The sequence below is a fragment of the Clostridium mucosae genome (genome assembly GCF_024622765.1).
GTDB lineage: Bacteria > Bacillota > Clostridia > Clostridiales > Clostridiaceae > Clostridium.
Map to the genome: position 1 here is coordinate 49,258 of NZ_JANKAF010000013.1, position 20,376 is coordinate 69,633.

18 protein-coding genes are annotated in these 20,376 nt (G+C 27.7%); 3 read left to right on the forward strand and 15 right to left on the reverse strand.

Going from position 1 to position 20,376, the window contains the following annotated elements; translation table 11 throughout:
• Positions 1-316 precede the first annotated feature (316 nt).
• Complete coding sequence (locus NSA50_RS13935) at positions 317-1,588, reverse strand: CdaR family protein (RefSeq protein ID WP_257445921.1); 1,272 nt, start codon at positions 1,586-1,588, stop codon at positions 317-319.
• A complete protein-coding gene (gene cdaA / locus NSA50_RS13940; RefSeq protein ID WP_195264759.1) occupies positions 1,561-2,412 on the reverse strand; it encodes a diadenylate cyclase CdaA in 852 nt (283 codons plus the stop codon). Before cdaA ends, NSA50_RS13935 begins: the two co-directional genes overlap by 28 nt.
• Positions 2,413-2,564: 152 nt before the next feature.
• Between cdaA and NSA50_RS13945 the strand changes: the two genes are divergently transcribed.
• Both NSA50_RS13945 and NSA50_RS13950 read left to right on the forward strand, forming a co-directional pair.
• On the forward strand, positions 2,565-3,557 hold the full coding sequence (locus NSA50_RS13945) for a hypothetical protein (protein WP_207733816.1): 993 nt from the start codon (positions 2,565-2,567) through the stop codon (positions 3,555-3,557).
• Between the two features lie 68 nt (positions 3,558-3,625).
• Complete coding sequence (locus tag NSA50_RS13950; protein ID WP_257445928.1) at positions 3,626-4,207, forward strand: cell wall hydrolase; 582 nt, start codon at positions 3,626-3,628, stop codon at positions 4,205-4,207.
• A gap of 202 nt (positions 4,208-4,409) precedes the next feature.
• On the opposite strand, the gene iadA is transcribed toward NSA50_RS13950, so the two are convergent.
• From iadA to NSA50_RS14000, 10 genes are all read right to left on the reverse strand, one after another.
• Positions 4,410-5,582, reverse strand: a complete 1,173-nt coding sequence (gene iadA, locus NSA50_RS13955) for a beta-aspartyl-peptidase (RefSeq protein WP_257445931.1) — start codon at positions 5,580-5,582, stop codon at positions 4,410-4,412.
• Between the two features lie 17 nt (positions 5,583-5,599).
• Positions 5,600-6,790, reverse strand: a complete 1,191-nt coding sequence (locus NSA50_RS13960) for a tetratricopeptide repeat protein (RefSeq protein WP_195430753.1) — start codon at positions 6,788-6,790, stop codon at positions 5,600-5,602.
• 23 nt (positions 6,791-6,813) lie between these two features.
• The gene (locus NSA50_RS13965) at positions 6,814-7,338 is read right to left on the reverse strand and encodes a chromate transporter (RefSeq protein ID WP_195264752.1); all 525 of its coding nucleotides are present in this window, start codon (positions 7,336-7,338) and stop codon (positions 6,814-6,816) included.
• Complete coding sequence (locus NSA50_RS13970; protein WP_195264750.1) at positions 7,339-7,875, reverse strand: chromate transporter; 537 nt, start codon at positions 7,873-7,875, stop codon at positions 7,339-7,341.
• Positions 7,876-7,978: 103 nt separating this feature from the next.
• Positions 7,979-9,598, reverse strand: a complete 1,620-nt coding sequence (gene ptsP / locus NSA50_RS13975) for a phosphoenolpyruvate--protein phosphotransferase (RefSeq protein WP_195264748.1) — start codon at positions 9,596-9,598, stop codon at positions 7,979-7,981.
• 350 nt (positions 9,599-9,948) lie between these two features.
• The gene (locus NSA50_RS13980; protein WP_195264746.1) at positions 9,949-10,983 is read right to left on the reverse strand and encodes a ribonucleotide-diphosphate reductase subunit beta; all 1,035 of its coding nucleotides are present in this window, start codon (positions 10,981-10,983) and stop codon (positions 9,949-9,951) included.
• Between the two features lie 38 nt (positions 10,984-11,021).
• Entirely contained in the window at positions 11,022-13,253 is a 2,232-nt protein-coding gene (locus tag NSA50_RS13985) for a ribonucleoside-diphosphate reductase subunit alpha (protein WP_195264744.1), read from the reverse strand.
• A 225-nt stretch (positions 13,254-13,478) separates the two neighbouring features.
• A complete protein-coding gene (locus NSA50_RS13990) occupies positions 13,479-13,835 on the reverse strand; it encodes an arsenate reductase family protein (protein WP_195264743.1) in 357 nt (118 codons plus the stop codon).
• Positions 13,836-13,886: 51 nt separating this feature from the next.
• Entirely contained in the window at positions 13,887-15,662 is a 1,776-nt protein-coding gene (locus NSA50_RS13995; protein ID WP_195430751.1) for a sensor histidine kinase, read from the reverse strand.
• Complete coding sequence (locus tag NSA50_RS14000; protein ID WP_195264739.1) at positions 15,646-16,341, reverse strand: response regulator transcription factor; 696 nt, start codon at positions 16,339-16,341, stop codon at positions 15,646-15,648. Before NSA50_RS14000 ends, NSA50_RS13995 begins: the two co-directional genes overlap by 17 nt.
• A gap of 182 nt (positions 16,342-16,523) precedes the next feature.
• Here NSA50_RS14000 and NSA50_RS14005 point away from each other — a divergent pair, with 182 nt between their 5' ends.
• Positions 16,524-17,384: a YitT family protein gene (locus tag NSA50_RS14005; RefSeq protein WP_195264737.1), complete on the forward strand. Its 861-nt coding sequence runs from the start codon at positions 16,524-16,526 to the stop codon at positions 17,382-17,384.
• A 143-nt stretch (positions 17,385-17,527) separates the two neighbouring features.
• Here the strand turns inward: NSA50_RS14005 and NSA50_RS14010 are convergent, their stop codons facing one another.
• The 3 genes from NSA50_RS14010 to cwlD form a co-directional block, all read right to left on the reverse strand.
• A complete protein-coding gene (locus tag NSA50_RS14010; protein ID WP_374940975.1) occupies positions 17,528-18,082 on the reverse strand; it encodes a Fe-S-containing hydro-lyase in 555 nt (184 codons plus the stop codon).
• 42 nt (positions 18,083-18,124) lie between these two features.
• Positions 18,125-18,967, reverse strand: coding sequence for a fumarate hydratase (locus tag NSA50_RS14015; RefSeq protein WP_257445945.1), 843 nt, complete (start codon positions 18,965-18,967; stop codon positions 18,125-18,127).
• Between the two features lie 597 nt (positions 18,968-19,564).
• Complete coding sequence (gene cwlD, locus NSA50_RS14020) at positions 19,565-20,254, reverse strand: N-acetylmuramoyl-L-alanine amidase CwlD (protein ID WP_257445947.1); 690 nt, start codon at positions 20,252-20,254, stop codon at positions 19,565-19,567.
• Positions 20,255-20,376 lie beyond the last annotated feature (122 nt).

Here is a 20,376-nt window from a genome sequence, read left to right on the forward strand (position 1 = left end):
CCCCTTTCTATTAGTCACTCTTATATATCAAAGCTTTATTGTACCTTATATATAATTTAAATTAAACATTCATTAGATTGCACCTTATTTTAACATAAATTTATTATTAGTAGTATTATTTTTATATGTATTATTTTCTACTATTTTCTTATATTAAATAATCTATATCATCTAATTTTATAAATAACTTTAGATAAAAAGTAAATAGCCATATATCTTAATAATTTTATCTTCACTTAATATTAGTGAGAACTTATATCTTTTTTAATAAATAAAAAAAGATCCATAGAAATACCTATGCATCTTTTCACTTGAATTACTCATTATTATTGCTATTATTAACATTATTATTAGTTTCAGGTGGCTTTTGAGCAACTTGTTTTGCTACTGTAAATGCAACATTTTCAACAGAAACTACACTGAAGTTCTCATTTAAACCTTGAAGTGTAACTTTAGGCTCTTGTTCAAAGCTTCCATCTTCCTTAAATGAACTTACATCTATAGAAGCTTTTATATTTTCTTCAGTTACATTTCCTATTTCATCTTCATAACCACTTATAGTCACCTTTATGGTATCTTTAGTTGGTGTAATTTTTACGCCTTCACTTTCCCCTGTTATACTATATTTCACATTAAAATCCTTAGTAGCAAATTTTATTACATTAACTTTAACTGTAATATAATCTTCCCCTTGAGATATTCTTAATCCTTCTGGAACTACTATCCCAAGCGATACATCTTTACTCTCATTTACTGAACTTAAATCTAGAGGAGTTGAATTTACTTCACTTATTGTATCTAATATCTCCTTAGGCCCTAAAATTTCCACAAACTTTTTATTGCTTTCCATGGACTTTAGTTTAAGTCCATTAGGTAACTTTCCTGTAGTTACTACATTTACTTTTACAGATTTACCTTTACTAACTCTTATTTCAACATTAGCAAATTTTTCTGAAAGCAAAACTCCCTCAACCGCGTTTCCATTTTCATCTAATGGTTTTATATCATAACTGCCTACTACATTTTCAAAAACATCCTCTTTATTATCTGAGACAACTAAATTTGATACCTTTGAAACAACTGATTCAGCTCCCGTTACCTTAACTTCTTTTGGTTCTATAGTTGCCTCTGATGCAAAATATCCTTGTCTTGGTGTAACTTTAATATTTGAGGTTATCGGCATAGTTTTTTCTACCATATCTTCTATCTTAACCGATACTGTCAGTGTATTAGTATTTCTTATACTTACCGTAATCGGATAATCTACTATAGATACAGGAACTTTATTTTCTCCCTTTTTCCAAGCATATTCACTTAAATCAACTTGAACTTTAAAGTCACTTTTTTTTATTTTATTTATGTCACTTGTATTTCCTTCAACTTTTAAAGTTACATATAATTCCTGATTTGGTGTTAATGCTAATTTTGAGCTAGTTAAAGCTTCTGTATTAATTAATTCAACTGGTATCTTACTTATTTCTGTAGTTCTTATTTTATTTTCTACATTGGTTACATAAACCCATAAGCCTATAGATAATAAAAGGCATATTACTGGTATTATTAATCTACTTTTTTCCTTCTTATCCAAGCTTTCACCCTCTCCCCAGCTGATTTAACATTCTTCTTATCATTATGTTGCATCATTTTAAGTAAAATTACTCTTAATTTTTCTCTATCATAATTTCTTGTTAATCTACCATTTATGGCTAAAGAGATTATCCCAGTTTCTTCAGATACTACTAAAACTATAGAATCCGAAACTTCTGATAAACCTATTGCTGCTCTATGCCTTGTTCCAAGCTTTTTATTTATTGTATTATTATTTGTAAGTGGAAGTACACATCCTGATGCTAATATTCTATCTTTTCTTATTATAGTAGCACCATCATGTAATGGTGTATTAACAACAAATATATTTTCTAGTAAATTTGAAGTTACTTTTGCATCTAAAATAGTTCCAGAATTAAGTATTTCTCCTAATCTGGTCGCCTGTTCTATAACTATTAATGCACCCGTTTTTGTTTCTGCTAAGTTTCCAACTGCATTAATTATTTCATTTACAGTTAAGTTTCTTTCTTCTTCATCTTGAATATTGTGTAATTCTTCAAAAGCACTTCTTCCTATGTGCTCTAATGCTCTTCTTATCTCTGGTTGAAATATTATAACAACAGATAAAAGACCAATGGTCAATGTCTTATTTAAAATGAAGTTTAGCATTTCTAGTTTTAAGACATAACTTATAGGTATCAATGCCACCATAAGTATAATACCCTTCAAAAGTTGTTCTGCCCTTGTTTCTTTTATTAGTATATATCCTTTATAGAATATATAGGCAACTACTAATATATCTAAAACTGCAAATATAGATATATTTTTTAGAGTGTTTGTTATAACTGTACTAATCTCCTGCATAAAGGGCACCCCCCTAATTTTCATATACTACTAATTATACACCAATAAGTAAATTCTTAGTATAATATTTAAAATTTTTTTAATTCTATAATATTTTTCACTTTACTGTAATATAAATTTATGTAAAGAAATTTATATGGGGTGATAAAATTATGAAAGAAAAACTTAGTACTTTGTTCAAGGATCATAAAAATTTAACGGTATTCATAATATCGCTACTGTTACTCTTATCATTTTCAATGTTTTTTATCATATATAACTCAGATTCCAATAGAGCTAAAAGAACTCTAAAAAGTATTGGTAATGAATTAAATACTGTAAATACAAATCTTGAATCAGGTATAAAAGATTTAACTATTGATACAACTAAATCCTACGACCTTTTAGTATCTGGATCAAATAAACTAAAAGAATTATTAAATTTAACTTCTCAAGTCGAAGATACTGATTCTGAAATTTCATCTATAAAAAATGATTTAAGCAATGCTATAAGCTCTACTATATCCTTATATGATAATTGTATTAATATTCTCTCTAATCCTAAGGACATAACGTCTAGTGCTGATTTAGATAACTTTAATTCCTTTAAAGAAATTTGCCTAAAAGATTATTCTATTTTAGCACAAGACAAAATTAATATAGATTTTTCTAATGATACATTACAATTTTTTGATAATACTTATAATTATTTGAATACTATAATTAAAGTTAATAGAGATTCTGAGTTTCAAAATACGCAACAACGAGAATTTTTTCTTCGTCTTGATTCATTTAATTCAGAATTTAACTCATTAAATGAAGATTTAATGCCTGCTATCAATAAAATAAGAGAAGACAAAAGAGATTTACAGGTTATAGTTGAGGATTTATATAGCAAGGAAAAATCTTATGAAAATTTGAAATCTAAAATTATATCTATGTCTATTCCAGATGGATGCATGGATATATATGATGCTTTAGATGAATATTTTAATATGTACTATATCTATTTAAAATCTATTAAAGAAGCTGTTATATACGAGAAAACTTGTTCAGATATAGATAAGTTCTCTAAAGAAATTAACAAAAATTATAAGAACGCTACTTCTAAAAGAAATGATGTAATAGATGCTTATTCTAATTACAAAAATATTCTGGAAAAATAATGTGTATTAAATTTTTCCTTTTGGAAATAATAATTTTGGATTATATATTATCCAAAAGGAGGTTATTTATGAAATATTTAAAAACAATACCTATTTTATTTTTAACCTTTTTATTTTCAGCAGAAATACCTGTGTTTGCTTATAAAAATGTTAGTTTAGTAGGTAATTCTAACAGTTCAATAAGCACTAATTTAAATGGAGAAGTAAATAGTACTATAATAAATATGCAAAAAGAAAATGTGATTGAGGTTTTCAATTACAATGACAACATACTATATTTAACAGAAGATGACGTAAATTTGATGGCTAAAATCGTTTATGCTGAAAGTAAAGGTGAACCCTATGAGGGTAAAGTTGCAGTTGCATCGGTTATTTTAAATAGGGTATTAAGTCCAGGATTTCCAAATAGCATTAGTGAGGTTATATTTCAACCTAAGGCATTCTCTTGTGTAGTAGATGGTCAAATATCTGTTACCCCAACTGAAGAATGTTATAATGCAGTTTATGAGGCTATAAAAGGTAATGATCCTACAAATGAAGCATTATTCTTTTATAATCCTGCTATAGCTACTTGCTCCTGGATGCAAGATGTTGAAAAAGCTGATAGTAAATCTATTGGCCAACACTTATTTTTCAAAACAAAATATTAAAAAGATCATAGGAATGTCGAAAGACATTCCTACTAGTTTATAATTTTAAATATAAAACTTATGCTTATTATATTAAGTTTTCAAACTATTAGCCTATATTAATAAAAAAAGAAATTCAGCAAAAGCTGAATTTCCAACTCAATTATCAATTTTCAATTGTTAATAATTATTTATTACTTATTTATTAATTATTTATTATTTATTATTCAAATGTTCCCTTCACTACTGGTTTCCCATTTTGAATCATTATTTTTCCCATAGCTATAACAGTATCTATTTCTAATGAACTTTCATCTACTAAAACTAAATCAGCATCTTTTCCCTTTTCTATTGCTCCCTTATTTGAAAGTTTTAATATATTTGCAACATTAGATGTTATAACTTTAATAGCATCTTCAATTTTTATATTATATGTTTTTATAGCTTCTCTTACTTCTCCATATAAAGTTGATACTGCACAAATACCTACTTTACTTAAGTTTCCATCCTTATCGAATATAGGCATACTTCCATTTCCATCTGAAGAAAATGTAACATGTGATAAATCAACGTTATTATTAAGCAAAATACTTAATCCTTCACTTGCTCTAAGCTCACCTGGTTCTAAACAACTAGGATCTGAACTTGTAGTAAGATCTATAAACCCACCCTTGCTTACATATTCTTCTCCTGCCTCAAATAATTCCTTATTTCTATTAATATGAGTTGGAAGCAATTGTGTTGCTGGAATTTCTGTTTCCTCAATTAACTTAAATAAATAATTTAACTTTCTATCTCCATTACCTAAATGGATATTTACTATTCCTGATTTTCCAGCTAATAATCCTCCAACTCTAGCTTGAGCTACTGTTTGAGCAAATTGTGTAAATGTAGCTTGAGAACTTCTATTATCAGAAATAGCTACTTCTCCTACTCCTATAATCTTATCAACCAGCATTATATCTCCCTTTATACTATTAGTTAAAGTTTTTACTGGTATTTCATATGAACCTGTATAGCAATATGTAGTTAGACCCTCTTCTTCTAGAGCCCTTGCCTTAGCTATCAAGCTGGCCATATCTCTACAAATTCCATCTGTTCCTATGCACCCAACAACTGTTGTTATACCAGCAGTTGTTAAGTCTGTTAATTTTATTTCTGGAGTCCTAGTCTTAAAGCTTCCTTCTCCACCAGCACCATTAATATGAACGTGACAATCAATAAAGCCAGGAAAAAGTAATTTTCCTGCTCCATTTATAATCTTTATATCTATAAAATCCTTAGGAATCTTTAGATTTTCATATATCCCTTCAATTTTAGTTGATGATATTACTACATCTTTTTCTCCTTGGTATTCTGGAGAATAAACCTTAATTCCCTTTATTACCGTTATCATCTGCGTCACTCCTATAGTTAATTATTTAAGATATCGTCTATATTACTATTATTATAAATTGAGTTTGAATACTTAGATGCAAGCTCTTTTGCATAGTATTTACTTTTATCAGTATTCAAATCCTTATAAAGTAAAGATATCTTATAATAAGACTCTTCTATATAGTTCCCATTTTCGTAGCTAGATATATACTTTTCAAAACTTTTTATTGCTTGGTCATTCATCCCTAATCTTTCATACGTTGAAGCTAGCAAAAATATTATATCATCATTTAAATGGTTATTCTCTGAATATAAAACTGTATCCTCTAATATATCTCTAGCCGCATCATAATTTTCTTCAGCAAACAAATTAGTTGATTCAATATAATTTTCTCTTATTTCTTCTTCTGTTAATGCATTGTGTTCTAAATCAACTTCTTCTTTATCTTCTATACCATCATTAATTTCTTCCATAACATTACTGACTTCTTCTGTCTCATTACTAATTTCTTCTGTACTATTATCAATAGAATTTAAAATTCCCCCCGAATTTTCTTCCACTATACTTTCATTTTTATTAGCTATATCAAAACTACTTTCTGTATTATTTTTTGAATTATTTTGTAATTTATATTTCACTAGGATTCCTGATACTATAATAATACATATTATAGATGTTACTAGAATGGGTTTTATTCCAATATTTCTATTACTGTTTGTATTTAATATTTCATCTATTTCTTTATTAATACTATTAGCTAATATATTACCCTTATCTAAAGAGAATACTTTTTCAATGCATCTTTTACAATCATCATATTGCCCTTTTCTCATATAACATATTGCTAAAGCATTATTTACATTTATAGAATTATAGTCACTTTCTTTACAATACATCAAAACTTCTATAGCTGCATCTATATTTAAGTCTTCTATTAATTTTTCTGCATCTTTAAATAAATCTCTTCTTTGGAAATCTCTTTCTATATCTTTTAAATACGCTTCGGAAATTTCATCTTCATTATTATATTTGTTTATTTTCCATAATGAGATTGCATCTTCAAGATCTCCTTTTAAATATAACAGTAGGCCTTTTAAATTAAGTAAATTTGAATCTTGTAAGTCTCTTGATATACCTACCTCGCAAACTAATATAGCTTTATCTATATATCCATCATTATATAAACTAAGTGCTTTTTCATAAGTCTTTATACCCTTTTTTCTCATTTATAATTACCTCATTTTAATTTTTATAAGTAGAATATTAATCCTATTATTGCTGCTATTACTATAACTAATATAGGGTGTACTTTTTTACTTAATAGTATTACTCCTATTATCGAAGTTATTATGATACTCTTTAAATCTAAATAGGATTCTTTAGCTAGATCTAAAAAAGCTTTTATTATTAAAGCAATTAGAACTGGTCTCATTCCCATTAATGCTGCTTTAATAACTGTAGATTCTTTAAATTTTTCTAATGTTTTACTAATTATAGATACTAATATAAAGGATGTTATAACTACTCCTAAAGTTGCCATAACACTTCCTAAAACCCCAGCTAATTTGTACCCTACGAATGTTGCTGAATTTATTGCAACTGGTCCTGGTGTCATTTGTGATATTCCTATAATATCCAAAAATTCATTTATACTAATCCAATTATTATTTTCTACTATTTCTCTTTGAATAAAAGGAAGCATAGCATAGCCTCCACCGAAGCTAAATGAACCTATCTTAAAGAAAGAAAAAAATAATTTTATCAATAACTCCAACTAGCTCACCTTCCTTCTTAAAAAGATGATTCCATATATAGCTGATGCCATTATTACTATAATTGGATGAATATCAAAAAATGTTAATGCTATAAGTGCTACTATTATTGTTAGAACTGTTCTTTTATTCTTTTCTAACCCCTTACTCAAGCTTATTGCTCCAACTAGTACTAACATAGGAACTGCTGCAGTTATCCCTTTAAAAGCAGCATTAACATAATAGTTATTTCTAAACTGCATAAAGAAAGCTGCAATTATGATAATTATTAAAAACGATGGTAATATGACTGCTAATAGAGCCATTATAGCGCCTATTAATCCTCCAATTTTATACCCAAGAAATATTGAACAATTAACCGCTAATGCACCTGGAAGACTTTGTGATACAACTAATACATCCATAAACTCTTCTTTTTCAATCCATTTTTTATTATTAACAACCTCCTCTTCTATTAATGGAATCATTGCATATCCGCCTCCAAAGGTAAAAGCTCCTATTTTAAAGAATGCAATAAACATTTCTAGAACTTTTTTCATATTTTCACCACCTTAGTTAATCCTATATATTTATTATGCATATAAGATATTAATTTAAAATAAAAAAGTCGCATTTATAGTATGCGACTTTTCTTTATTTTAATTATTCTTGTTCTAATATTATTTTCTTAGCTGTTAAGATTGATGTAGCACTCATTGAGAATTCATCTAAACCATATTCAACTAATGTTGGAATTGCAGCTTCATCTCCAGCCATTTCTCCACACATTCCAACCCATTTGCCATGCTTATGAGCTCCATCTATAGTCATCTTTATTAATCTTAATACAGCTGGATGCATTGGATTATAAAGGTATGATACTTTTTCGCTCATTCTATCAGCCGCTAAAGTGTATTGAATTAAATCATTTGTTCCTATTGAGAAGAAATCTACATGCTTAGCTAATTCATCTGCATATACAGCCGCAGCAGGGATTTCAACCATTATACCCCATTGAATTTTTTCTGAGTATTCTATTCCTTCTGATTTTAATTCAGCTTTACATTCATCAACAAATTCCTTTGCAGCTTGGAATTCTTCTAAACCTGAAATCATAGGGAACATTACTGCAAGATTTCCATAAACAGAAGCTCTTAATAAAGCTCTTATTTGAACCTTGAATATATCTTTTCTATCTAAGCATAATCTTATAGCTCTGTAGCCTAAGAAAGGATTCATTTCTTGTGGTAATGGTAAGTATGGAAGTGTTTTATCTCCACCAATATCTAGTGTTCTTATAACAACTTGTTTTCCATCCATTATTTCAAGAACTTTCTTATAAGCTTCGAATTGTTCTTCTTCTGTTGGAGCTGAATCTCTATCCATGTATAAGAACTCAGTTCTGAATAGTCCAACACCATCTCCACCATTTGCAACTACTGCTTCAGCATCTGCTGGTGAACCTATGTTTCCACAAACTTCAACTCTTCTTCCTGATTTAGTAACTGTCTTTACAGTTATTAATTTCTTTAATTCTTCTTGTTCTGCTAAGAACTTTTCTCTCTTAGCTGTATATTCATCTATAACTGATTGCTCAGGATTTATTATACATATTCCTTCAATACCATCAACTATAATAGTATCTCCATTTTTAACTGATGTAGTTATATCTTTTAGACCTACTATTGCTGGTATTTCTAATGTTCTAGCCATAATAGCAGAGTGAGAAGTTCTTCCTCCGATATTAGTTAAGAAACCAACAACTTTGCTTCTATCTAATTGAGCTGTATCTGATGGAGTTAAATCGTGAGCTACAACTACAGTATTTGCTTCAGTTATTGCAAATGCATCTCCACCTTTTCCTGCTAAGTTTGAAATTATCCTCTTAGAAACGTCTTTTATGTCAGCAGCTCTTTCTTTCATGTATTCATCTTCCATTGAATCAAAAATCATTACAAACATATTTGTAACGCTTTCAACCGCTTTCATTGCATTGACGCTATTTGATTCTATTTCTAATAGCATCCCACCAGTAAATTCTGGGTCATCTAATAAAGTTAGGTGAGCTTCGAAAACTTGAGCTTCATGTTCTCCTATTTCTGCTAAAGCTTTATCTCTAATAGCAGTTAGTTGAGCCCTTGCTTGCTCTAAAGCTTTTTGTAGCACTTCTTTTTCTGCTTCTACATTAGAAACTTTTGCATCTGTTATTACTATTTCTTCATGTTCTTGTAAAAATACTTTTCCTATTGCATAACCTTTAGACGCAGCTATACCTTTTTTCATTTCCGAGATTCCTCCTTAATAATAGCTATAAATTCAAATTATATATGAAATTTATAGAAAGTACTAATCTGTTTTTTTAATTACAACTACAATGTATTATAACATATTTTCCGCCTATGTTAATAAGAATACACATAATTTTTATTATTTTCTATCATTTATTTTATTTTTTTATTCATTTTATTTGCATATTTTCTATATAAGTATAATTATTCTAAAAAATTTTACATTTTTTTCAAAGCAACTATTATTTTTTTACTTTTTATTTAATATATTTATTGATTTTATTATAGTAAAAAAGGATATCTAAAAATGTATATTTTATAGATATCCTTACATTTTATTGTTTTTTATAAATCATCTATGAGAGCCCCAGCCTTAGCATAAGCAGTTGATTTTGCTTCAAAGAAATCTGTCTTAACTGAATTAGCATCTGATAATATATCTACCCAAGCTGCTGGGTTATTATCATAACCTTCATAAATTTCATCTAATCCTATAGCCTTCATTCTTAAATTTCCTAGATATTTTATATAATCATTAATTAAATTTTTATTTATTCCTTGAATATTATCACCTATAACATAATTTCCCCAAGAAATTTCATGCTCAACTGCAGTTTTCATCATTTCTTTTAGTTGATTTTTTACTTCTTCTGTAAATATTTCAGGTTGCTCTAATTGTAATTCTTTTAATATATTTCTAAATAACCAAAGATGAGTATTTTCATCTCTATTTATATATCTAATTTCTTGTGCTGACCCAGGCATCTTACCATTTCTCTCTAAATTATAGAAGAACATAAATCCTGAATAAAAATATATTCCCTCTAAAATATAGTTTGCCATTATAGTTTTAATAAGATTTTCTTGAGTTGGTGCTTCTAAGAAATTATTATATAGCTCACCTATAAATTTATTTCTTTCTAATAATATTTTATCATCTTTCCATTGATATAATATTTCATTTCTTTTTTCTGGAGAGCATATTGTATCTAACATATAGCTATAACTTTGTGAATGAACAGCTTCTTGAAAAGCTTGTATTGTTAGGCATAAATTAACTTCACTTGCTGTAATATAATTATTTATATTAGATAAATTCGCTGTTTGTATTGAGTCTAAGAATATTAAGAAAGAAAGTATTTTATCATAAGCTGTTCTTTCTTCATGTGTCAATTTATTATAATCTTTTAAATCTTGAGCAAGATTTATTTCTTCTGGAATCCAGAAGTTATTCATTGCTTGCCTATACCAATCTGAAACCCAAGTATATTTCATATTATTAAAATCATTTAAGTTAGTAGTATTTCCATTTATCATTCTCTTTTTAGATGTTTCAGTATCACCAAACTCATTAAAAAGAGGTTTCTTATTTATAAACATTTATTACCCTCCAAGACCTTATTAGTATTATCACAAACTTATGCTGAACAACTTTCGCAATCACTTACTGTTAATGATTTTGAACGCACATAGTATATGGATTTAACTCCAGATTTGCAAGCTTCTATATATAAATTCATAATTTGTCTCATAGTATAATTAGTTGTTATATATAAATTAAATGATTGCCCTTGATCTATATGTCTTTGTCTTACTCCGTTTATTTGCACGCACCATTTTTGATCTATATTATACGCAGAATTATAGTACCAATAGTTTTCTTCATTTAAATTTGGCGCAGTTTTTGGTATTATACTTCCCTTCTTTTCCTCAAGCCAGAATCTTGCCATTACTGGGTCTATGCCTTCTGAAGTTCCTGCTATAGTTGCTGTAGATCCATTCGGAGCTACTGCCATTAAATATCCATTTCTCATTCCATAAGTATTTACTTCTTCTCTTAGAACGTTCCATTTTTCTGATTTATAATCCCTAAGATCAAAATAATTTCCATTATCCCAGTCTGATCCTTCGAAACATGAATATCTTCCTTTTTCTTTTGAAATATTCATACTTGCTTTTATTGCATGATAATTAATTCTCTCGTAAACATCATCTGCAAACTCTTTATGTCTATCTTCTGTCCAATGAATTAAATTATTTGCAAGCATATGGTGATATCCGCTTGTTCCAAGCCCTATTGCTCTATATTTTTTATTAGTTACTTCTGCAAATGGTACTGAATAATAGTTCAAATCTATTACATTATCCATAGCTCTTATTTGAGTTTCTACAACATATCCAAGTTCTTCATCATTTTTAACATCAACATTTCCTAAAACTACTGATGATAAATTACATACTACAAAATCACCTGATTTTGTTCTTTCAACTATTATAGTATCTCCATTTTCATCTTTTACTTCAGATTGTTGAATATCCATTGGACTCATATTTTGCATAATTTCAGTACAAAGATTTGATGAATATATCATTCCTTTATGTTTGTTTGGATTCATTTTATTTACTGTATCTCTATAGAAAGCAAATGGAGTTCCAGTTTCAGCAGCACTCTTTATTATTAATCTAACTATTTCTTTTACTGACATTACCCTTTTGCTTATATTCTCGTCTTCAACACATTCATAATATTTCTTTTCCCATTCTTCTCCATAGAAGTCTTCTAATGAATAGCCCTTTGCTAACCTAATCTCATGAGGACACATCATATACCAATTTGCATCTATATCTGTTTCTGCAAGCTTCCAAAATAAATCTGGATAACAAAGCCCTGGAAAAACATCATGTGCTTTCTTTCTATCGTCACCATTATTAGTTTTTAATTGTAAAAACTCAGGTAAATCCTTATGCCAAGCATCTAACCATATAGCAACTGATCCATTTCTTACTCCTAATTGATCCACCGCTATGGCTGTATCATTAAATAATTTTACCCATGGTATCACTCCACCAGAAGCTCCCTTGAATCCTCTAATAGGTGATTCTAAAGCTCTAACTTTACCAATGTATATTCCCATTCCACCACCAAACTTTGAAACTTCTGCAAAGTTATCAAGTGACTTATATATTCCCTTTAAGCTATCTTGTACTGTATCTATAAAGCATGAGCTTAGTTGATAGAATGGCTTTCTAGCATTAGACATTGTTGGTGTTGCCATAGTTGCCTTAAGAGAACTTAATACATCGTAAAATCTCTTTGCCCATAGTACTCTTACTTCTTTCTTTTCTGGAATTGCTAGATGCATTGCTATTCCCATAAACATTTGTTGTGGAAGTTCTAATGTGCTTCTATCAAAATCTTGAACTAGGTATCTTTTTGCTAGAAGGTTTATTCCACTATAAGTAAATAAAAAGTCTCTTTCTGGTTTAATTTCATTTTCTAACTCTATTATTTCCTCTTTTGTATAATTTTCTAATATGTATTTTCCATAAAGTCCTTTATCAGTTAATTGATTTATAAATCCATATAAATCGCCATATATATTATCGTCGTTAGTAAGTCCTCTACTTTTTCTTATTTTATCATAAAGTTTAAACACATATAGTCTTGCTGCTGCATTTTGCCATTGTGGTTCTGTATCTGATGTAAGCTCTAAAGCTACTTGTATTATTGAATTTCTTATTTCTTCATCTTCCATATTAGGTCTAACTATATGATTTAATGCTTCTAAAAGCCTCTCCTCTGTATAAATACCTTGACCATTATCTATTCCATCTAAAGCTAACCTACAAATATTAAGTAAATGTGTCATACTCTTCCCCTTCCACTACATATAGTATGTAATACTCTTTCCATTTCCATCAATATACAATATATAGTTAATTATAATTTCTATTTTTTCCTTTGTAAAATTTAATAATCTAATACTAAACAAGAAAAAATGGAGATATTCATTTAATATCTCCTTTTTTCACCTTTAATAACAGCTTTTATAAATAATTTTTATTTCTTAGAATTAAAAGTTAAATAACATTTATTACTTTAACTTTTCTATCCATTCTTCTTCTTTAAATCCTACTAAAACAGTATTATCTTTTATTACTATTGGTCTTTTTACAAGCATTCCATTAGATGCTAATATATCTAAAAGTTCATCTTGAGGTAATACTTTAACTTTATCTTTTAATTGCATTTCCCTATATAATACACCTGATGTATTAAAGAATTTATTTATTGGTAAACCACTTTTAGCTATCCAATCTTTAAGTTCCTCTTTTGTTGGATTTTCATCAGCTATATGTCTATCTATAAATTCTATATTATTTTCTGTTAAAAACTTCTTTGCTTTTCTACATGTAGTACACTTTGGATATTCAACAAATAAAACTGACATATTTATCACTCCTATATTTAATTATTATTATTTAATTATTATTATAACATATTATTTCTTAGGTATGATTAAATAAATTTTAAACATGTCACCTTCTACTTCGATTTTTATATTCCCATTATGAAGTTCTACTATGCTTTTTGTAATTGCAAGCCCCATTCCCGATCCTTCTATAGATGAATTTCTTGATTTATCAGCTCTTGCAAATCTCTCAAAAATATCTTGTGTATTAAAGTCCATTTCATAATTGGATATATTTTTAAAAGATACCTCTACAGAGTTTTCTTTAGAAGTTATATCTATATATACTCTAGTATTATTAAGTGAATATTTTAAGGCGTTTACAATTATATTTTCAAATACTCTAGACATTAATTTACCATCTAAATCAACAAAAATTTCATCCTCATTTGTACTTACCTTAAATTCCATATTTTTTTCTTCATATAAATTTGAGTACTCTCCAATACCTTGATATACTAAAGAAACTATATCTATTTCATGCTTTTCTATAGTCATTTTCCCACTGTTTAATTTTGATACTTCAAATAAATCTTCTATAAGAGTCTTTAATCTCTTTGAATTTCTATCTAATATAGTCAAATAATCTTTTCTTTCCTCTTCTGTTATATTAGTATCATTTAATATATTTACATAGTTTATTATTGATGTTAATGGTGTTTTTAAGTCGTGAGAAACATTGGAAATTAGCTCTGTTTTTAATTTCTCATTTTTTACCTTTTCATTTAAAGCTATTATATATCCTTCTCTTATTTGATTTATATTTTCTACTAATTCTTTAACTTCTCTTTCTCCAATATCACTTAGTTTATATTCTAATTCACCTGAATTAATTTTCTTTAGTCCATCATTAATAACTGAAATATCAAGACTTTTCTTTAAGGAATATAATACACAACCTAATGGAATCAGCACCAAGATTAACGTTCCCTTAAATGGATATCTAGTTAAAAATGTTACTAAAACATTTTGGTTTCTTATTCCTGCAATTAAATATAAATAAACTAGTATTACTGCTATTGCTCCCCCAAAAGAAAGCATCATTTTATTACGTGTATTTTTGTATTTGTAGCCATATCTTAAAACATAAATAAGTCTCTTTAAAACTTTAATTTCTAAATGTATATTTTTACTGTTAATTATAGAGTTTACTATTATCTTTAATAAAAGCACTATAGCAAGTATTGTTGATATTATCATTATTTTTGCTGTTATAGTATCTGTTTTTATAAGATATGTATATACGCTAGGGTCTCTATAATATATCTCTATATATTTATCTACATTTTGTTTAATTATCTTATCTGTAGTACTAGTAACATAATAATTATATTTATCTTTATTATCTATTCTAACAGATGAATATCCAAATTCCTTTAGATACGTATTTATACTATCTTCACGCAAAGCTACAGTATTATCATCCTTTTCTACTGCTTCACGCAACTTTATATCATTAGTAGTGAAATTTCCTGTTTCTTTATTTATTAGTGCATAAAATAAATCCCCATAAAAATAATTATTTTCTGATAGATGTTCATTTTCATATTCTAATGCTCTAATATCTTCTAGATTATTAGTATGTGAATATATATATTTTGATATATCTTTACTTTCATAATATATCATTGATTCTATGTATTTATCTTTATTTAATAATGCATCAAATGTTCCCGCTCCTAAATCTGAAAAAGTATTATTAAAAGATTGATAATATCCTATAGTTAATGTAACTAATAATATACATACGGTTAAAATTTCTATTCCCCATACACCAGTTATATACCTTTTAATCTTCTCTTTCAATTTTATATCCAACTCCCCACACTACCTTTATATATTCAGGATCCTTTGTATTAAGTTCTATCTTTTCTCTTATCCTTCTAATATGAACAGTTACAGTATTTTCACTTCTATAAAATGGTTCCTCCCATACTTTTTCATATATTTCTTTTATAGAAAAAACCCTTCCTAAGTTTGATGCTAGAAGTTGAAGTATTTTAAATTCTGTTGCCGTAACTTTTACCTCTTCTCCCCTTAAGAAAATTGTTTTTTCTTTATTATTTATTATTAAGTCCTTTACTTCTATTATATCCGGACTCTCACCTTCTAATTCTAAGGGTTTTTGGTATCTTCTTAATTGAGACTTAACTCTTGCAACAAGCTCTAAATGATTAAATGGTTTAGCTATATAATCATCAGCACCTACATTTAATCCTAATATCTTATCACTGTCTTCTCCTTTGGCTGATAACATTATAATTGGTAAATTTCTTTTTTCTCTAATCTTTAAACATGTCTTTATCCCATCCATTCTTGGCATCATTATATCTAAAACTATAAGATGTATTTTTTCTTTATCCAATAACTCTAATGCCTCTACACCATCTTTAGCTTTAAACACCTTCATGCCTTCTCCTCTTAGATATATATCAATAGCATCTCTAATTTCCTTTTCATCATCTACTACTAAAACGTTAAACATATTTTCACCCCTCTATCTTATCTTATAACTATAATATCTTATATTATAAAATTTTACTAATTGTAAAAATTACATTTTTATTAAAATAATCAAATATCACTATAAGTTATTATTAACATTCGATAGTATTTAATATATAATTTTAGTGTATATTTCTAACAGATAATTTTAAGGAGTTTTATATGTTACATAAACTTACAATTAACAAACACATGATTTTAGATTTCTTTTTTATTTTTGTTGGATGTGTAATAGCATCTCTTGGAGTTAATTTATTCTTAGTTAATGCTCAATTACTTAGTGGTGGCGCTACTGGCATAGCACTTATTTTACAATATTTAGCTGAAGTACCTTCTGGTATAACTGTATTTATAATTAATATTCCTTTATTTTTTATAAGTTATAAAATGCTAAATAAGAGATTTACTATATACTCTGCAGTTGGGATGATCTCGTTATCAATTTCACTTATAATCACGAAACCCTTATCTAATTTAGTTAAAGTAGATGATATATTACTTTATTGTATTTACGGTGGAGTTTTATGTGGTTTAGGCTATGGGTTAGTTTTTTCAAGAAATGGTTCAACTGGAGGGACTGATATCATAACAATGGTGCTTAGGAAGAAGTATTCTAACTTTGAAATAGGTAAGCTTAGCTTCGCTATTAACTGTATAATAGTTTTTATAGGCGCATTAATTTTTGGTCTTCCTAAAGCTCTATATACTTTGATTTCTATGTTTGTTCAAGGAACTATAGTGGATAAAGTTATTAATGGATTTAATAGTAAAAAGTTACTATTAATATTAACTGAAAAAGAACAAGAAATAATAGAGTATGTTATTAAAGATATGAATAGAGGAGTTACTTCTCTAATTGCTGAAGGTGAGTACACTCATGAGCTTAAGAAAATGCTTTATATTGCTGTAACATCATCTCAAATGATACATTTGAAGAGTAAAATATTAAGAATAGATCCTAAAGCATTTATTACAATAATAGATGTTTCTGAAGTCAATGGAAAGGGATTCCATAAAATTTAATATTAATTATTTTGTAAAATATACAATAATTTTACCCCCATATATTAGGTTTTATTTTTATCTAATACGGGGGTAATTTTTTTATTCAAATTTATAAAATCAATATACTTATATTAAAGCAAATGAAACCTTCTTACCAATTATCATATTGAATTTAAATAATCCCTTTGCCCTTCTTTATATAAGTTATTACCGTTTACATCTATTATAACTATTAAAGGCATATCTATCACTTCCATTTTTCTAATAGCTTCTGCACCTAAATCTTCATATGCAATTATCTCTGATGAAACTATACTTTTAGAAATTAATGCAGCAGCGCCTCCAATTGCCCCTAGATATATAGCCTTATTTTTTACTATTGAATCAACTACCTCTTGGTTTCTAGCACCTTTTCCTATCATTGCCTTTAGCCCTAAATCTAGTAACCTAGGTGAATACGCATCCATTCTATAGCTTGTAGTTGGTCCAGCTGATCCTATAACTTGTCCTTCTTTTGCTGGACTTGGTCCTACATAATATATAGTCTCTCCTTCAATATTTATTGGTAAATCATCGCCTGAATCTAGTAAATCAACTAATCTCTTATGTGCTGCATCTCTAGCTGAATATATAGTACCTGTTAGTAAAATTGTGTCTCCTACTCTTAAATCTTTTATTTTTTCATATGTTAAAGGAGTATTTATTTTTTTTTCCACAGTTTCTTTTCTTATTTCTTTATTTTCCACAATTTTATCCCCCTATAAAATTATTTCTTTGTGCCTAGTTGCATGACAACTTATATTTACAGCCACAGGCAATCCTGCTATATGTGTTGGATATGTTTCAATATTAAGACCTAACGCCGTGGTCTTTCCACCAAAACCTTGTGGACCTATTCCAAGACTATTTATTTCTTTTAGTAGCTCTTCCTCTAAATCACTATAGAACTTATTATTATGTCTATTATTTATAGGTCTTAATAAGGCTTTTTTTGCTAAATATGCAGCTTTATCGAATGTTCCCCCTATGCCTACCCCTATAATCATAGGAGGGCATGGATTAGGACCAGCTTCTTTTACCACCTTTATTATAAAATCCTTAACTCCTTGTATTCCATCCGAAGGTTTAAGCATCTTTATTTGACTCATATTTTCTGAACCAAATCCTTTTGGGGCAACAGTTATTTTTACTTTATCACCAGGAACTATATCATAATATATTATAGCTGGAGTATTATCATTGGTATTGACCCTATCTATAGGATCCTTAACTACAGATTTTCTTAAATATCCTTCTTCATATCCTCTTCTAACACCTTCGTTTATAGCCTCTTCAAGACTTCCTCCTACTATATGAACATCTTGTCCAATCTCCATAAAAACACATGCTATACCTGTATCTTGACACATTGGCATTTTTTCATTCCTTGCCACTTCTGAGTTTATCATTATTTTATCCAGTATATCATTAGCTAATCCCCAAGTTTCTTCCCTTTTAGCAATACTTAAAGCTTCATACACATCATTAGATAAATTATAATTTGAATCTATGCACAATCCCTTAATAGCATCTTTAATTTTTTCAACACATATAGTCTTCATAAATATATCCTCTCCCTAACTTAATGTATTTTTTGTTAAAATATTAAATTATACTAGTTGAAAATTTATATATTTCAAAAAACTTTATAGATATATCAGTAATGCATCTATTTTTTCTCAAAAGTCAAAAACAACTTATTCATATTTATATCAATATAAAGCTTTTCATAAATATTTTATCATATTTTTAAATAATAAAAACTATATATTAATAAACATGTTTAAGGAGAGTATGTAATGAATATAAATTTAAGTAAAATTGCTAAGTTTGTAGTTTATTTTATTATTGCTATTTTAGTCTTATTTATAATTTATACTTTAATTACTTTCATTAATTTTAAAGAAATACCTCCAAACAGCCTCAAGGTAAACAGTTTTATTTTTTCTTAAATAAATATTTGATTATCTAATTTAATATTTAAGGCTATAAGCTACATAACCAAAGTATATATAATAATTAAATTTCATCAACATTAATTGTTAATAAAATAAAGCAAGATATATTATACAAATGTAATATATCTTGCTTTTACTTAATATAATATAAAAAACTTTTTCGACAACATCTTTTTATATATTTCCCAGGAAACCATCTTATTAATTTACTATTTTATTTATTTCTTCAAAATATTTGTCTATTCCCAATGATATTCCTTGAACTATTGCATTTTGATGTTCTTCTGTTTGTAGCCTTTGTTCCTCTTCTGGATTAGATAAAAATCCACATTCTACTAAAACAGATGCACCTTCATACTTATCTCTTAATATTAAATAAGAATCTCCAGCAGGTTTTGATACTCTTTTATTATTATCCTTAACTGTCTCCTTAATTGATTCTTGTATATTATCAGCTAGCTTTTTACTTATTTCATTAGATGCATGCCAAACTTGAGCTCCGTAACATTTAGATTGCGGAAACATATTTTGATGAATTGACACAAAAACATCACACTTTGTCTCAGCCTTTAAATCTCTTCTCTTTTTAAGATCTTCCCTCTTCTTTTCTTTTATTGTAGCCCCCTTTTCTTCTAAGCCCTGATCTCCTTCTCTTGTTAAATAAACCTTATATCCCTTATTCTCTAAAACATCCTTAAGCTTTAAGCTTATTTGAAGGTTTATATCTTTTTCTATCACACCTGATTTTGATTTTGCCCCACCATCAAATCCACCATGTCCTGGATCAATTAGTATTATCTTTTGATTTATTTCTTCTGCAAAAACTTTGATAGGTACAATACATGATAGTGATATAATTATACATAAAATTATTGATTGTAATTTTTTCATTTGTTTGCCTCCATAATATTTATAAAAGTACTTGTAAAAATATTATGTCCATATTATTGATTTTTCTTTCTAATAAAAAAATCCCCAGTATTAGGATTTAATATCCTATACTAGAGATTTTT